Source organism: Psychrobacter sp. 1Y4 (genome assembly GCF_051847555.1).
The window spans coordinates 60,953-77,350 of sequence record NZ_JBPYDE010000006.1 but is presented as its reverse complement, the minus strand read 5'-3'; the positions used below and the strand labels follow the sequence as shown (position 1 = coordinate 77,350).

The window sequence follows — 16,398 nt, the reverse complement described above, 5'->3', positions numbered from 1 at the left end:
AATTTATGTTTTTCAAAAGTGCTCCGTACATGAGCTTAGACAACATTTATCCCACTTGTGGCAACTCATCTACAGACAATACGGCCAAATTATGAGCCTGTAAAAAGTTATTAAGCAGCTGATATCCTGCTTCACTTAAGATAGATTCAGGATGAAATTGAACGCCTTCAATGGCAAAGATATTGTGACGTATACCCATGATCTCCTCAATGCTACCATCCGGATTTTGTGTCCATGCAGTTACTTCTAAACAATTCGGTAAGCTTGCTTTATCAATGACAAGAGAGTGATAGCGCGTAACTTGCGAGGGGTTAGGCAAATCAGTAAAAATACCTTTATGGGTATGATGAACAGCGGATAAACGTCCGTGCATCACTTCGCCAGCTTTGACTACTTGGCCGCCGAATGCTTGGCCAATGGCCTGATGTCCTAGGCATATACCCAAAATAGGAATAACACCTTTAAAAGTATCAATAACGTCTAAAGAGATACCAGCACGATCTGGATCACACGGACCAGGGCCGATGACGATAACATCAGGAGCTAGGGTTTTGATTTGTTCAATAGTGGCCTGATCGTTACGCCAGACGGTGATGTCCTGCTGTAGTTCACCGAAGTACTGTACAATGTTATATGTAAAGCTGTCGTAATTATCGATCATTAGAATCATTCTGATTTTAACCTATTGATAAGATGTTTTATAAGAGCTCTATTATTAGACCTTTCATTATTATATATACAGACACAAAGTAAGTTTTATAGAGGCTGAATATCTTACCACTATTTTGCTGGGTATCAAATGACACATGTAACAGTCGGCTGTTTTTACAAGTCTTATGTTCTATGATAAAAGTGTCTTTTACATCATCCATACTTCATATGAAAATAAATTTATTGCGCACTACTTTGCGTCAACAAGAGAGCTTAAGCACTAACTTGGTGCGTAATTTACGCTGTCTCTTCTCATTGTTGTGCAGATGGTAAGGGTGTTCTATCAAAAATGGCTTTTACTGTTTATATGGTATTTGTAGATCTATCCTACATATATCACGGTTTGAGAGCCAAAAATAATTTTAGACTATCATTACAAAATAAGTTTGGCATAGGCTTTGCACCCTTATATTTGTAACTTGGTACTGGTATAAATTTATATCCTATCATTCATTATTGTAAATTTAAGGTTAAAATCTAGCGGATAAGCTACTTAAGATGTTATAACTGTTCAGCATTATTGAATAGATACTGCTAAAATAGCGCTAGCATTGTATGAGCTTATGAGTGATAGAGCAAATGGTTGAATATTACTGCCATTATAAATCTAAGCCAACACTTAAATATAATAGTAAATGTCGTATCTTAGAATTGAACAATAAACGTAACAACATGACCATCATAAGGGAGACTATTCATGTCCAATAAATTACTGGATCTTATCAAATCGTCTAGTGCAAAGTGGGTTGATTTTCGTTTTACCGATACCCGCGGTAAAGAGCAACACATCAGCTTTCCGGCGCATAGCGTTGATGAAGAGGTGATGGAAGATGGTAAAATGTTTGATGGCTCGTCTATCGCTGGCTGGAAAGGCATTGAAGCTTCAGATATGATACTGCGCCCTGATCCAGAGACTGCGTTTGTTGACCCGTTCTTCGACGCCGTTACTGTGGTAGTTACCTGTGACATCATTGAGCCATCAACGCTACAAGGCTACGACCGCGACCCACGCTCTATCGCTCGCCGTGCAGAAGAGTATTTGAAATCTACCGGTATCGGTGACACTGCTTACTTTGGTCCTGAGCCTGAGTTTTTTGTCTTTGACGATGTAAAATGGTCGATTGAGATGTCAGGTGTGAGCCATAAGATTACTGCTGAAGAAGCAGCATGGTCGACGAATAACGACTATGAGTGGGGTAACATGGGGCACCGTCCACGAGTAAAGGGCGCCTATTTTCCTGTACCGCCGATTGATAGCTCTCAAGACATGCGTTCTGTCATGTGTGAGCGCCTAGAAGAAATTATTGGGGAGGGCTGCATTGAAGTCCATCACCATGAAGTAGCGCCTTGTCAGTCTGAGATTGGAGTGGCGTTTAATACGCTAGTGCGTAAAGCTGATGAAGTACAGCAACTAAAATATGTCGTACATAACGTTGCGCATCAGTTTGGTAAAACCGCAACCTTTATGCCAAAGCCTGTAGTCGGTGATAATGGGTCTGGTATGCACGTCCATATGTCTATCTCAAAGGACGGTGTCAACACTTTTTCAGGAGATGAGTACGCTGGTCTGTCTGAAACGGCGCTCTATTTTATCGGTGGTATCATCCATCATGCCCGCGCGTTAAACGCGATTACCAACCCATCGACCAACAGCTACAGACGCTTAGTACCACATTACGAAGCGCCTATCAAACTGGCATATTCTGCTTCTAATCGCTCAGCATCTATCCGTATTCCGCATGTGAGCAGTCCAAAGGCGGTACGTGTCGAAGCACGCTTCCCTGATCCAGCGGCCAACCCGTATCTAACTTTTGCCGCGCTACTAATGGCTGGTCTTGACGGTATTCAAAACAAGATGCACCCAGGCGATGCTGCTGACAAAAACTTGTATGATTTGCCGCCAGAAGAAGAAGCACAAATCCCAACAGTTGCAGAAAACTTAGAAATCGCCCTACAAGCATTGCGTGATGATCACGAGTTCCTATTAAAAGGCGATGTGTTCACTGAAGATATGCTTGAAGCGTTCATCGCGCTCAAAGAAGAAGAAGTGCAACGCGTCAATGTCACTGTGCATCCGGTAGAGTTTGACCTATATTATAGCTGCTAATTTATCCTCAATACTTTATGCTAGTTTTTATAAAAGAGTCGGTAAAGTCAATCTTGACCGGCTTTTTTGGTTTGTTTAAACGGCGTTTCCCATTAAAGAGCAGTAAGAGCAGCAATGCGAACTGTGACGCTACTATTAAATCATTGCTGATTTAATAGTAAAAATCCCGCATAATGATTTTATTGATATACTAATAATAGACACATAGTAGGTTGCCTCATTATGACGTTATTAACAAAACAAGTTTTCTCAAACGTTAGTTTTTCTAAAAGCAGTTTTGGCTTAAGAATGCTGTATGGTGTGGCTGTGCTTGCGGTCAGTTTGCCTGTAGCTATTGCAAATGCTGCACCTATCTATAAAGTAGTCGACGAGCAAACAGGTCATGTGACTTTTACAGACCGCCCTCAAAGCTATGAGCAAAAAAGCAACAAACAAGTTAGTCAAACTGATGTCGTGACCACGGTTACGACTAATAACAATACTAATAACCGCTCAGATACAAACTTCAAAGGCACGTCTGCAACATCTTCTCAGACAGCTGCTTCCTTAGTCTTGCAGCAAGCGGCTTCTAATAATGCAACATCTGCACAAGTTAATTATCAATTAACGATGTTAGAGCCTAATGAGGCGCGTGCCTATAGGCGTCCTGCACAAAGTATCAATGTTAAACTAGAGCTTAGACCTGCACTACAAGATGGCGATAGCGTCAGTATTTATTTGGATGGTAATGAAGTGGCGCAAGGGCTTAGCGCTTCTATTGCAACAGTAGATATTTTACCAGGGACGCATAGTATCCAAGCTATTATCAAAAATAAAACAGGACAGACGCTCAGCCAAGTCGAACGCACAGTATATGTCATTCAGAATACGGTGATTTTGCAAAACAAAAAGAAGATTGCTGCGCAAATGCTGGCCTATAACCGTTTGCCATGGCATCAAAAGGTGTTATTAAGGTTGCGCCAAAAGGACAGTTTTCTGCAAAAAATAGAAAGCAGTCGACCTGTCACTGATGATGCTTTTATTAAGTAAACATAAAGAGCAGCTACCACAGCAGGTAACGGCTCTTCATGTTTTGACTTAGTCATAATATAATGCGGACAGATTGTACCAATTTAGGTAGCCTAGCTACTTAGTCAGCTCAATAGTACCATTGGCTGTCACAGATATAGTGCTATTACCTGACTCAAAGTTTTGGTTAGGTACTGAGGCATCTGCTGCTTCTGCTCTCATACTCATGCTACTATACATTGGGCGCGGATAATTGCTACCAGTATTTAGATTGACGTTCACCACGCGATAACCACTAGCATCCCAAGCACGTGTTAGGTTTTTAGCCTGCTGTTGAAAAGCGCGAGAAGCATCGGTCATCAGCTTTTGCTCTAGCGCGTCTTTTTTATTATCTGACACTCCAAAATTTAAATTTTCCATCACCAGCGTTTCTTGCAAATCTGCAATAAGCTGGCTAGTCGCTGTAAAGTCAGTACTTTTTAGATCTATAGTCGCTTGTCCCGTCCATCCCGTAATTTTGTTGTCTTTGTCGTAGCGAGGGTAGGTGCGCTGCTGACCAGTACTGACTGTCACGCTAGGGTAGCGTTTAGCGATTTTCATAGCGTTATTGATAGTGGTATTGAGCATTGTAGCCAGAGCTTTAGCGTTGGTTGCTTGCGCTTTTTTGTACATACTAGCGCGTACTTCATCATTTTGTATCTCTTCTTTAACTTCTGTTTGAAAAGTAAGCTGATCATAGCCTGTCGGTTCTGCATGTGCGCTGCTCATCATTGCAGTCAACAGGCATGTGGTACCAGTGGCTAATATCGCTTTGTTAAGTAAAGTGCTTTTCATAATAATCTCCTAAATGCAATTAATATTGATATAAATCAGCCTTAAAAAGACAGTCCTTTCTAGGTTTGAAGCGATAGGCTCTCATTTTATTTTATTAGGAAATACCTAGTAAACTGAGCTTCATTCATTAAAATAGCAAAATCTAGACGAGTCCTTGTAAAGGTTTTGTCACCAAATCTCGCTGCTATCGGTGTTATGTCATTGGTAGTTTTGAAAAAGGGGTTGTAATAATGAAAAATTCTTGTATAATTTGCAACTGGTGGCTCCATTGGTAGCCTCGCAACATTGTTCTATGAATCCCGCCAGGACCGGAAGGTAGCAACGGTAATAGTTATAATGTGTGCCGAGGATGTGCTTTTGGAGTCGCTTTTTTTTGCTTAAAATTTGATAACTGCTTCGATAAACCCTTTCAAAAAGTTTATATGATGTATTAAGCCCTTCATTGCAAAGGGCTTTTTTTGTGCCTGCATTTCGTCTGATTGTGTCTTTTCATTGATTAAGATAGGTTAAAATAATATGTATTAAGTTTTATTTACGCTGATGTTAATACTGAAAGATTTGAGGCTTATTTATGAAAACGTGCGTTTGGCTATTTATCATTGTTGTTGTGCTAGTTGTTGTTTTTGGGGTGTCGATATTTAACAAACTAGTAAGGGCACGCAACCAAGCGAAAAATGGCTTTGCACAGATAGATGTGCAGCTAAAGCGCCGTCATGATTTGATTCCAAACTTGGTAGAGACTGCCAAACGTTATTTGACCCATGAAGAAGAAACGCTGACCCGCGTGATTAGTGTGCGTAATCATGCCCAAAGCTTGCAGGACTCTAATAAACATCAGCCAGACTCGCTTGAGCATATGGCGCTATTTGCCAAAGCAGAAAGCATGTTGTCTAAAGCATTGGGGCAATTCTCAGCTGTGGTGGAAGCGTATCCTGAGCTAAAAGCAGACAGTATGATTAAAGAGTTGATGGACGAGCTGACCAATACGGAAAATCGTATAGGCTTTGCGCGTCAGCATTATAACGATAGCGTGATGTTTTATAACAATGACCGCGAAGTGTTCCCAAATAACCTTGTCAGCAGCACTTTTAGTTTTCGTCCGCTCAGTCCGTTAGTGTTTGAAGACAGAAAGGCCATTGCTCAAGCACCTGTCGTCAATATGGGTTAAAACTTGAACAGATTGGGTTAACTTGAGATAAGCTGATGGATTTTTTTGCTGAACAGCGGATACGGACGCGGCGCAGCCTGTTACTTTACGGGTTGTTTTTTTTGATTGTACTTGCACATGTGATGCTGGCGCTTGGGGTTATGGCACTGCTGCTAACGTTATTTACCGATGGTATTTATTATTGGGCATTGATACTGACGGTTATGTGGACGATAGGCAGCTTTGTTGTTGGTAGCTTTTTAGAATACAGACGTTTAAAATCTGGTGGCCGTGCTGTTGCCCAGCGTGTGGGTGCTGTGCGTTTGTTTATTGATAACAGTCAGGACGCTTGGGAACATAGCCGCGGAGTCGCTCATCAATATGAGCCTGACTCGAAAGTTCGTTTTAGCGCTCGTCATATAGCGGTACGTGATGAGCGTGATTTTCCGCCAGTTTATCGCCGTTACTATGAGATCGCTCAGCAGTTAGCTATTGCTTCAGGCTTACGTATGCCAATTCTCTATGTGCTGCCTGATGAGCAAGGCATCAATGGTTTCGTGGCTGGTCGCGATAGCCAAGATATGGTGCTTGTCGTTACCCAAGGCGCGCTAGATAAATTGTCTGATGAAGCACTATACGGACTTATTGGTCATGAATATGGTCATATCCTGCATGGCGATGCGACATTCAATTTGCAGCTAATGGTGGTATTGGCAGGCTTGCAGATAGTCTATGACTGGAGTGATCCAATATCCAGTCATCGTTATTTTAATAGCGATAGTATTTCCCATAAGTCTTTATCACAGAGGCAAGTTGATACGCTGGGACGTAACATAGAAGCACAAACCGCCAATTTCACCACGCATAGTGAGTGGGTCGCTTACTGGCAGCAGCAATCGCAACAACAGCAGTCCTCAGCCAAGCGTCAGTCTAAGTGGGTACAAACGCCACCTATAATCAATCGGCAAGCTCCGCGCAGTGTTTGGACTTTGCTGCTACATGGATTGAGCTTTTCGAGTATGGCCAGTGCGCAGTTGATTAAGCATAGCTTTAACCGTCAGCGTGAATTGCTCGCCGATGCGACCAGCGTGCAGCTGACTCGCTCGCCTGCGATTATCGAAACTTTAAAAGCCATTCATCAAGATTCACTTGGTTCACGCTTATCAAATATCGCTGACATTAACGGGCTGAGTCATTTCTTTTTTGCCAGCAGTGGGGCGGATCTGGGGGATGTCTCGTGGTTTGCGACCCATCCTAGCTTAAGCGAGCGCATGAGGGCCATCAATGCAAATGCCTATCATGACTTTGCCGTTCAGGTCGCAAGAGAGAAGCGCATAAATCAGCAAAAAATAAAAGAGATATATGAGCAGCGTCGCCTTGGTGATTGGGGAGCAATAAAAGAAAATAGCCTAAGCAATAATAAAAACGCGCACCAATCTTATACATCTAAAGCTCAATCAATATCTGTCAATCATGCTGTTGATAATATTTTCATCGAAAATCCTAGTGATATTACTCACAATAAAGCTTCAGCTTTTTCTACTGATGAACCTAGCAGCAAATGTGAAACAGAAGCGGGACTTGAGTTGGTCGTAGAGGAAGATGTGGTCGTTGATGGGCGTTTGCAGGCAGCAGAAGATATTGGTACTTATCAGCTGTTAAAACCATGGATGGCAAAACCTAACAGCGATTTGCCATCAGCAGATTTGATTAGTATTGACGATATAAAGAAAGTCACGCTACCACAGCATGTGCTCAATCACAGTCATCATCCATTAGGGGCGCAAGGATTAATAGAAGCCGTCATGCTGTGCCATCAAGGACAGACACTATCTACGACTGGCATGTGTGATTTAAAAGATATTTGGATTGGGCTTCCAAACGATAGAGCATGTGCTGCTGACACCGATGCTCATACTAATAATAAGATTAAGACTGATACTTTCAATAACCCTCAACTTTTAGCACATACGCTAGACCATACATTATTAAAAATAATTGCAAATCTTGACCGACGTTTAGACAGTGCTTTGATTGCATTCGCTATGAAGCAACTTAGCCAGCATGATTTATCAGAAAGCAGCATTAATCAACTACGTCTAAAAAGCGAAACCAGTCGTAGTAACCAAGCCCATCAGCATTATGTGCAGCAAAAAAAGTGTCGTACGATGCTGTCGCGCTATCAACAAGGCTTAATTAAGTTGTTTGGGAAGCAGCTATCAGCCGATCTGACCAACAGCTTTTCTGATAACCTATCAGATGGAAAAGATTTAATGATTGATGAACAATCAATACCGACTCATTTAAAAAGCGCATCAATTTCAACTCCAGCGCAGCAAGTCTCACCAATTCTATCGTTATGGCAAGCGCTGCATTTACAGCAATTACTGCCAATATTTTCCGAAGTTTTAAACGATAATGATGGAGACATTCAGGCTGAATGGCAACCGCTATTACAGAGGGGTATGAATGAGATATGTGTTCAGCTCGATCCTTCAGGACAAGTGTTTAACAGTCTTGATGTGGCTAAGAGAGCCATATTGATATTGCTTACATATCGGCTATCGAAAGATGTCAAAGGTCAAGTGATATTGACGTTAGATAGCTCAGTACATGTGTCAGGGCTTGGCTATAATAGTGACAGCGTTGCGCACTATATCGTCGATCTACGCCGCCATGCGCGCTTGATTGATATTGATTTAACCATGATCAGTGATGCCAATTTGCAGTGGTTATTATTAACTGCTCAAAGTCTAAATAGCGTTCAGCTATTGGCTGTCATTAGTACTGTGCCTGTCTACCCCGCGTCTATTGCTACGGACTCTATAATAGAGACTCAGGGGAAAGAGAATTATCCAGAGACACAACAAGAAAGCCGTCAAATAGACTATAATGAGTATCGACAATGGCTAAGTACATTGCATACCGTCATGTTACACGATACGATAATCAGTCAGGATGAGTACGACTGCTTGATGGCACTCGCAGAGCACTGGCTAGGCGTTCGTAAGCTTTTTTGATTGCAGCTTAGTTGACACCTCAGAAGTCATTCAACAGCTATGATGGATACTTTGGTTAAGCTGTCAAACTAATCGGCCCATCTACAAATGATTTAAACAAGATAAGTAGGACAATAAAGAGACATGAGTGATATCCAAGATCCGCTAATAGTATTGCAGCGCCGCGTGCAGCAACGCCAAATTCTAGCGATGATGGGTATCGATCAATGGGTACAGTCGAATTCAGCAACGTTAAATATTGCAGATATTTCTGCGGCTCCTGAAAATCAGCAAAGCCTACCTAGTCAAAGCGCTTCGAACCAAAATGCTGCACAACCAAGCGTTGAAGCAGAAGTCGTTGAGCGTTTAAATCATAACTTTTTAGACAATGAATCAGCAGACGCTATATTGGATACAGAAAATACATCTGCTAGCGATTATGAGGTTATTCATGATAGTGAAGAAACTCAAGATATCAGCTCACAAGCCAATGAGCAAAGCCCAGTAAGCTACAGTTTTGACAGTACGACAAGCCATGCAGCGCACTCTCCAAGCGCTAGCGACTCTGAAGATAGTTTACAACAAATATCACAAAACGTTGAGCAAGCGGTTGCCCCTTTAATAGAAACAGTTACGACAACTTCCATTACGTCTATCAATCAAAATAATATTGCCGAAACCAATAATGATAATAGCCTTAAAAAGGTAGCACCATTTGACTTGCAAGGTGGTCGCTATGGCGATTGGGTAATTTTGGTTGATATTCAAGCACTCAACAATGACAGCGAAAAGCTATGGCAAAATATCACGCAAGCATTGTCAATCACTTGTGAAACAACGTCGTTTCCGATATGTGAAGGTATGGAGACTGCCGAGCTTGCCAATGCTAGTTTTGCGGGATATGTGTTTAAGATTGGCCGTAGTGAAGAGATAAAAATTATCTCATTAACCACACTGCCTGAAGGCCTTGAGCATCCTAATCTTACCGCTTTAGCTACCTTGGATGAGATGCTCGCTGATAGTAACCTTAAGCGTCAGCTTTGGGAACAGTTATCAAGTCAGAGTTAAGTGTTTACCGCAATGGCTATTAAAAATAGAGATAAGACTAAAGGGGTTTTAAAGCTGACGTTTAAAAAACTAGCTGTTAAAACTATATAATAACGATGATATAACAACGATGATTTCATCATATCAAGGATATGGATTATGACCAGTAAAGCCGCTTCTAACCGTGTACCTAACTTTTCAGCTGGACCCGCCACTATACCGACCGCAGTGCTAGAGCGTGCGCAAAGTGAGCTGCTTGATTGGCAAGGCCGCGGTATGTCAGTCATGGAAGTAAGTCACCGTAGCAAAGAATATGTCGCGATTACCGAAAAAGCAGAGGCGAAATTGCGCGCATTGATGGATATTCCAGATAACTATAAGGTGCTATTTTTGCAAGGTGGTGCCAGCTTACAGTTTTCAGCGATTCCATTGAACCTATTGAATGGAGGACGCGGTGACTATCTGACTACCGGTGCATGGTCAGGCAAAGCCATCAAAGAGGCGCAGCGTTATGCGAATCTAGGCCTCGGTAAGGTTAATTTGGTCGCAACTGGCAAAGACAGTAACTTTACCGATGTGCCAACCCAAAGCGATTGGAATCTGAGCAAAGATGCGGCTTATTTTCATTACTGTGCTAATGAAACCATTCACGGTCTACAGATATTTGAGCCGCCACAAATTGATGCGCCACTCATTGCTGATATGTCTTCTTGCATTTTGTCACAGCCAATCGATGTAGCTAAGTTTGGGATGATTTATGCGGGTGCACAAAAAAACATCGGTCCAGCAGGACTGATCATTGTGATTATTCGTGACGATTTATTGGGGCAGGCAAGTGAGTGGTGCCCACTGCTCATGAACTATGAGCATCAAGCTGAAAAAGAATCCATGTCAAACACACCAGCGACGTACTCTTGGTACTTGGCAGGATTGGTGTTTGATTGGTTAGAAGAGCAGGGCGGCGTTGCTGCTATCGGTAAAATCAATCAGCAAAAAGCAGATTTACTCTATAAAACCATTGATGACAGCAGTTTTTATAACAATCCAGTTGCGCCTGAATATCGCTCTATCATGAATGTGCCGTTTACGTTAGCAGACGATAGCCTTGATAAAGTGTTCTTAGAAGAATCAGAAGCCGCAGGCTTAATGAACTTAAAAGGTCACCGTGATGTGGGCGGTATGCGTGCCAGCATCTATAATGCAGTGTCGCTAGATTGGGTGCAGCAATTGGTTGACTTTATGATTGCATTTGAAAAAAAGCACGCTTAACCAAGCTAACAAACTATAGGTCTTAAGTTTTTGATACTAGGTTAATACTAAAAGAAGAGCGCAACTGATAACGGTTGCGTTTTTTTGTTATATACCCCACTCTAAACACTTTAAATATGTTGGCATAGGCTGGGTTGAAAACCCAGCCTATGAAAGTTCATGCTAAGTTGAGAGTCAGATGTTATCTATAGGCTTTATGGATTTAATAATAAGCCAGTTGTCATACTTAACACTGCAAACCATTAGGTTAAAAAACTGAAGTTTGTTATGATAAAATTTTGTGGCATGCTTGTTTTGTAGTCAGGGCTTAAATTTTTGTTAGTCAAATTGATTGAGTTTAGAGGGTAGTTACAAAGTCATGATGATAAAAAATGCCATGCTAAAAGCCGTCTTACTTACTATCACTATCAGCTGGATACCAGCCAGTATCGCGGTACCCATCACCACTACCGCGCTTGGTCATAATAGCCCTACAGAGTATATTGACGCACCATACATGCCTTATGCCAATCCAGATGCGCCGACAGGGGGGATATTGTCGCTTGATGCGCGTGGCACCTTTAATGCCGCCAATAAATGGATGACCACGGGTGTAGCAATGATTGGCACCGACTACTTATATGATACTTTGATGACGGGCTCATTAAATGAAGCCTTTACCATGTATCCGCAGCTGGCAAGCAAGGTGACTTATGACCCTGATGACACCAGTTGGATTATCTATCATATAAATCCTGCCGCGCGCTTTTGGGATGGCTCGCCTGTGACCAGTCAAGATGTCAAAGCCACTTATGATGCGATATTGAATAAAGGGCCGATGTATATCCGCAGCTATTTGGGAGATATCAAAGACATTGAAATTATTGATAAGCGGCGAGTAAAGTTTATATTTGCTTCCGATGATAACAAAGAGATTTTATTAACAGTCGGGCAGTTTCCAATTTTTGCTAAATCCTCTATCGATGCTGACTTTGAAAAAATTAGCCTAACGCCATTGATGGGTAGTGGACCTTACAAGCTTGGCCGCGTCGATGCAGGGCGTTCGGTCAGCTATATACGTGATCCCAATTATTGGGGTCGTGATTTGATGGTCAATCGCGGTCGTTATAACTTTGATATGATTAAGTTTGTCTATTATCAAAGTGATGAGATTGCTTTTGAGGGTTTTAAGTCAGGGCAATATCGTTTCCGTCCGGAAAATAAAGCGTCGAACTGGGCAACCGGTTACAATTTCCCAGCGGTAAAAGCCGGCCTTATTCATAAAGAAAGCATCAGCAGTCAGAATCCCGTACCGATGCAAGCACTGGTTATGAATATGCGCCGGCCACTTTTTCAAGACATTCGCGTGCGTCAAGCATTAACTGCAGCTTATGACTTTGAGTGGATGAATAAGACCTTATTTCATGGACAGTATGAACGATTGCAAAGCTTTTTTCATGGCTCAGAGCTTGCCGCCACTGGTACGCCATCTGCGGCTGAGATGCAGGTACTAACACCTCTATTATCTAAGCTTGAGCCAATTCAACGTCAAGCAGTATTAGCAGAATGGCAACTGCCCACCAGTGATGGTAGTGGCTTTAATCGTAAAGGACTATTAAAAGCGCGTAAGCTGTTGCTAGATGCAGGGTTTTATTATGACGATATGCAGCTATATCAGCCCGGTGGCAAGCAGGCTCAGATTGAGATTTTGATGACAGGCGAAACCATGGGCCGTGTATTACTGCCTTATATTCGTAATTTAAAACGCTTAGGATTTGATGCGACTCTTCGCCAAGTGGATGGGCCGCAGTATTACGAGCGAATGCGCCGCTTTGATTATGATATGGTGGTCGATGTATTTGCTCAAAGCTTATCACCTGGCGCTGAGCAAGCAGCGTTTTGGGGGAGCGCAGCGGCTGATCAACCTGGCAATAGAAATACAGTCGGTATTAAAAACACAGTCATAGATGAGATGACTGTCGCCCTTGCAAACGCTGAAAATCGTGACGAGATTATTTTATATACTCAGGTGCTCGATCGTCTGCTGCGTGCAGGTCATTATTTAGTACCGTTATATGGCAAGTCTGGCACCAATGTGGCCTATTGGGATCAGTATCGCCACACTAAACAACTCCCAACCAATGCTGTCGGTATCGATTATTGGTGGGTTGATAAAGAAGCAGAGACACGTGTGAATCAATATTTAAAACAATAAATGATAGTGATTTTTAAGTTTTATTTCATATCAAAATTTTGATAAAAAACATTAGTAATAAAGATACCTACAGGTAAGGATTCAATATGAGTATTCGTATTCACCCAATTAAAGCGTTTAACGATAATTATATCTGGACATTAATTAATGAAAATAACAAACAAGCAATTGTCATTGATCCAGGTCAAGCTGAGCCTGTCATTGCCTATCTGGATGATAATCAGCTAGAGCTAACGTCAATTTGGACGACGCATCATCACCATGATCATATTGGCGGTGTCGCAGAGCTACAAGAGTCCTATCCGATGACGCACCTGGTCGCACATAGTGAGCATACGGTAGATGAAGATCAGACTATCAAAGATGGCAGTACGGTAAGTGCCTGGGGCTGCTCTGCACAAGTTTGGGATATCTCAGGTCATACCGCCAGCCACATGGCTTATATACTAGATGTCGATGGCAACAAGCATTGCTTTTGCGGTGACACCTTATTTAGTGCAGGCTGCGGACGCGTGTTTACTGGGACGGTTGAGCAGTTGCATGACAGCTTTAAGCGTTTAAATGGCTTGTCAGCTGAGACGTTATTATATCCAGCACACGAATATACCGCCAACAACTTGCGCTTTGGTCTCTCTATCGAGCCTGACAATGAAGCGATGCAGCAAGCGTTAGTACAAGCAGAAGAGAAAACCGCACAAGGCATCCCGACGTTGCCAGTCACTTTGGAGCACGAGCGCGCAATTAATGTGTTTTTACGCACGCAAGAGCCGAGTGTGATTACGGGTGTGAAGTCTAAAGTAACTATCGAAGATGACAAGTCTTTGACTGTATTTGCCGCGTTACGTGAGCTTAAAAATAACTTCTAAACGCTAAATTGTCATACCTGTTTATTCTAGGAAGCTGCCATTATGGGTCGTTATATCTTAAAAAGGTTGCTATTGATATTACCGACGCTATTTTTGATATTGCTGGCGAATTTTGTGATTGTACAAGCAGCGCCTGGCGGTCCTGTTGAGCAGCAACTGGCACTGATAGAGCAAGGTGCAAAAGACAGTGCGCTTGGTGGTAATATCGGCGCGGGCAGTGCAGGCGGCAACGGTAGTAGTACCTATCAAGGCACGCGCGGCCTATCTGAGGAAATGGTAGCGGCGATAAATGCGCAGTACGGTTTTGATAAATCGGCACCCGAGCGCTTTTGGCTAATGCTAAAGAATTACGCCCAGTTAGATTTTGGTGAGTCGTTTTTTAAAGGCCAGACAGTGACCGACCTCATTATAGAAAAACTGCCAGTATCGATCTCGCTTGGGCTTTGGAGTACATTGCTCATTTATATGATAGCCATTCCACTTGGCGTCTACAAAGCCATGCATCATGGTTCGGGTATCGATAAATTCACTGCTATGCTGCTTGCCATTGGGCATGCGATTCCTGTGTTTGTGTTTGCCGTCATATTGTTGGTGTTCTTCGCCGGTGGTAGCTACTGGAATATCTTTCCACTGCAAGGATTAACTTCCGAGAACTTTGATCAATTAAGCGCACTTGGTAAAGTAAAAGATTACTTTTGGCATCTGGCGCTGCCGCTGCTGGCAAGTACCGTTGGTGGTTTTGCAGGTTTAACCTATTTGACCAAGTTTAGCTTTTTAGAGGAGCTGGGTAAGCAATATGTGCTAACCGCGCGAGCAAAAGGCTTGGGCGCACGTCAAGTGCTATATGGTCATGTCTTTCGTAATGCGATGCTGATTATCATTGCCGGTATTCCAGCGGCTATCGTTGGAATTTTCTTTGCTGGTAATTTCCTTATTGAGATTATCTTTAAGCTTGATGGTCTAGGGTTGCTTGGTTTTGAAGCCATTCAGCAGCGCGATTATCCAGTGATATTTGGTACTTTATTTATTTTTACTTTGGTGGGGCTGTTATTACAGTTAATAAGTGATTTAAGCTATCACTTAATCGATCCCCGTATTGATTTTGAGGGGCGTTAATGTCAAGTCATCCATTGCCTTCAACATCCTCAACCGCATCTTCTATTCCTATAGAAAAAAAACGCCGCCTAAATCCTATTTGGCAGGCACGCCTAAACCGCTTTCGCCATAATCGTCTTGGGGTCATATCGCTGTTTATTTTTGCGCTGATATTTGTCATTTGTATGGCAGCCAATGTGATTGCCAATGACAAGCCCCTGTTGGTGCAATATCAAGGCGATTACTACTTCCCCGTACTAAAAGCCTATCCTGAGACGACTTTTGGCGGTGTATTTGAGACCGAAACCAATTACAAAGACCCGGCGGTGCAAACGCTGATTAACAGTCAGGGTTATTACGTGATGCCGCCCATTCCCTTTGCCGACCAGACGCCAAACGTTGAACTGGGCATTCCATATCCGGCCGCACCCAATAGCCAGAACTGGCTTGGTACTGATGATATGGGTCGTGATGTGCTAGCGCGGATACTTTATGGCATGCGAGTGTCGCTGTTGTTTGGTCTGGCTCTGACGCTGGCGGGTGCGTTAATTGGCATTATCGTCGGTGCGATACAAGGCTATTATGGTGGCTGGGTAGATCTGGCAGGGCAGCGCTTTATGGAGGTGTGGGGCGGTATGCCTCAGCTGTTTATGATTATTATTTTGGTCAGCTTATTTAGCCCCAGTATCTTGATGCTGTTTGCAATGATGCTGCTGTTTGGTTGGATGGGGCTGGTCGGTTTGGTGCGTGCAGAGTTTTTACGCGCGCGTAATTTTGATTATGTCCGTGCTGCTCGTAATCTTGGCGTGTCAGACCGTCACATTATGATGAGACACATCTTACCCAATGCGTTAGCCTCAAGCTTATCGCAGCTGCCATTTATATTAACGGCTAATATTATTGCTTTAACAGCGCTAGATTTTTTAGGGTACGGTTTACCGCCTGGTTCACCGTCACTTGGTGAGCTGATGGTACAAGGCAAAAACAACCTCAATGCGCCTTGGCTGGCCTTATCTGGGTTTTTTAGTCTGACTTTTATCTTGTCATTGCTCATCTTCGTTGGCGAAGCGCTGCGTGATGCCTTTGATCCGAGGCACTCCTGATATGACAACTGATAAGGT

The 16,398-nt window shown here is 42.8% G+C and carries 12 protein-coding genes and 1 other RNA gene; 11 read left to right on the top strand and 2 right to left on the bottom strand.

Translation table 11 applies throughout. From position 1 onward, the window contains the following. Positions 1-46 precede the first annotated feature (46 nt). Positions 47-670, bottom strand: coding sequence for an anthranilate synthase component II (locus tag ACS8FC_RS06760; RefSeq protein WP_439261504.1), 624 nt, complete (start codon positions 668-670; stop codon positions 47-49). A gap of 738 nt (positions 671-1,408) precedes the next feature. Between ACS8FC_RS06760 and glnA the strand changes: the two genes are divergently transcribed. Continuing rightward, the gene (gene glnA / locus ACS8FC_RS06755; RefSeq protein ID WP_439261503.1) at positions 1,409-2,818 is read left to right on the top strand and encodes a type I glutamate--ammonia ligase; all 1,410 of its coding nucleotides are present in this window, start codon (positions 1,409-1,411) and stop codon (positions 2,816-2,818) included. Positions 2,819-3,040: 222 nt separating this feature from the next. Continuing rightward, positions 3,041-3,847 carry a DUF4124 domain-containing protein gene (locus tag ACS8FC_RS06750; RefSeq protein ID WP_439261502.1) on the top strand — a complete coding sequence of 269 codons (807 nt, stop codon included), beginning with the start codon at positions 3,041-3,043 and terminating at the stop codon, positions 3,845-3,847. A 96-nt stretch (positions 3,848-3,943) separates the two neighbouring features. Here the strand turns inward: ACS8FC_RS06750 and ACS8FC_RS06745 are convergent, their stop codons facing one another. Beyond that, positions 3,944-4,660: an SIMPL domain-containing protein gene (locus tag ACS8FC_RS06745; protein ID WP_439261501.1), complete on the bottom strand. Its 717-nt coding sequence runs from the start codon at positions 4,658-4,660 to the stop codon at positions 3,944-3,946. A 266-nt stretch (positions 4,661-4,926) separates the two neighbouring features. Between ACS8FC_RS06745 and ffs the strand changes: the two genes are divergently transcribed. The 9 genes from ffs to ACS8FC_RS06700 all read left to right on the top strand — a co-directional run bounded on the left by ffs (position 4,927) and on the right by ACS8FC_RS06700 (position 16,380). Then, positions 4,927-5,023: signal recognition particle sRNA small type (gene ffs, locus ACS8FC_RS06740), an RNA gene on the top strand. Between the two features lie 208 nt (positions 5,024-5,231). Continuing rightward, on the top strand, positions 5,232-5,828 hold the full coding sequence (locus ACS8FC_RS06735) for a LemA family protein (RefSeq protein ID WP_439261500.1): 597 nt from the start codon (positions 5,232-5,234) through the stop codon (positions 5,826-5,828). A 35-nt stretch (positions 5,829-5,863) separates the two neighbouring features. Further along, positions 5,864-8,827, top strand: a complete 2,964-nt coding sequence (locus ACS8FC_RS06730) for a M48 family metalloprotease (RefSeq protein ID WP_439296248.1) — start codon at positions 5,864-5,866, stop codon at positions 8,825-8,827. A gap of 123 nt (positions 8,828-8,950) precedes the next feature. Further along, positions 8,951-9,874 (top strand): hypothetical protein, encoded by a 924-nt coding sequence (locus ACS8FC_RS06725; protein WP_439261498.1) that lies wholly within the window; start codon positions 8,951-8,953, stop codon positions 9,872-9,874. 138 nt (positions 9,875-10,012) lie between these two features. Beyond that, positions 10,013-11,122 (top strand): 3-phosphoserine/phosphohydroxythreonine transaminase, encoded by a 1,110-nt coding sequence (serC, locus tag ACS8FC_RS06720; RefSeq protein WP_439261497.1) that lies wholly within the window; start codon positions 10,013-10,015, stop codon positions 11,120-11,122. Positions 11,123-11,483: 361 nt separating this feature from the next. Beyond that, entirely contained in the window at positions 11,484-13,316 is a 1,833-nt protein-coding gene (locus ACS8FC_RS06715; protein ID WP_439296335.1) for an extracellular solute-binding protein, read from the top strand. A gap of 86 nt (positions 13,317-13,402) precedes the next feature. Further along, positions 13,403-14,182 (top strand): hydroxyacylglutathione hydrolase, encoded by a 780-nt coding sequence (gloB, locus tag ACS8FC_RS06710; protein ID WP_439296247.1) that lies wholly within the window; start codon positions 13,403-13,405, stop codon positions 14,180-14,182. A gap of 42 nt (positions 14,183-14,224) precedes the next feature. Next, positions 14,225-15,298: a microcin C ABC transporter permease YejB gene (gene yejB, locus ACS8FC_RS06705; protein WP_439296246.1), complete on the top strand. Its 1,074-nt coding sequence runs from the start codon at positions 14,225-14,227 to the stop codon at positions 15,296-15,298. Next, positions 15,298-16,380 (top strand): ABC transporter permease, encoded by a 1,083-nt coding sequence (locus ACS8FC_RS06700; protein ID WP_439261494.1) that lies wholly within the window; start codon positions 15,298-15,300, stop codon positions 16,378-16,380. The genes yejB and ACS8FC_RS06700 overlap by 1 nt, the downstream gene beginning before the upstream one ends. Positions 16,381-16,398: the final 18 nt, after the last annotated feature.

Bases quoted from the DNA above. Each gene is read 5' to 3' on its own strand.
- ACS8FC_RS06760 (WP_439261504.1), bottom strand. From the start codon at position 670: ATGATTCTAATGATCGATAATTACGACAGCTTTACATATAACATTGTA.
- glnA (WP_439261503.1), top strand. From the start codon at position 1,409: ATGTCCAATAAATTACTGGATCTTATCAAATCGTCTAGTGCAAAGTGG.
- ACS8FC_RS06750 (WP_439261502.1), top strand. From the start codon at position 3,041: ATGACGTTATTAACAAAACAAGTTTTCTCAAACGTTAGTTTTTCTAAA.
- ACS8FC_RS06745 (WP_439261501.1), bottom strand. From the start codon at position 4,660: ATGAAAAGCACTTTACTTAACAAAGCGATATTAGCCACTGGTACCACA.
- ACS8FC_RS06735 (WP_439261500.1), top strand. From the start codon at position 5,232: ATGAAAACGTGCGTTTGGCTATTTATCATTGTTGTTGTGCTAGTTGTT.
- ACS8FC_RS06730 (WP_439296248.1), top strand. From the start codon at position 5,864: ATGGATTTTTTTGCTGAACAGCGGATACGGACGCGGCGCAGCCTGTTA.
- ACS8FC_RS06725 (WP_439261498.1), top strand. From the start codon at position 8,951: ATGAGTGATATCCAAGATCCGCTAATAGTATTGCAGCGCCGCGTGCAG.
- serC (WP_439261497.1), top strand. From the start codon at position 10,013: ATGACCAGTAAAGCCGCTTCTAACCGTGTACCTAACTTTTCAGCTGGA.
- ACS8FC_RS06715 (WP_439296335.1), top strand. From the start codon at position 11,484: ATGATAAAAAATGCCATGCTAAAAGCCGTCTTACTTACTATCACTATC.
- gloB (WP_439296247.1), top strand. From the start codon at position 13,403: ATGAGTATTCGTATTCACCCAATTAAAGCGTTTAACGATAATTATATC.
- yejB (WP_439296246.1), top strand. From the start codon at position 14,225: ATGGGTCGTTATATCTTAAAAAGGTTGCTATTGATATTACCGACGCTA.
- ACS8FC_RS06700 (WP_439261494.1), top strand. From the start codon at position 15,298: ATGTCAAGTCATCCATTGCCTTCAACATCCTCAACCGCATCTTCTATT.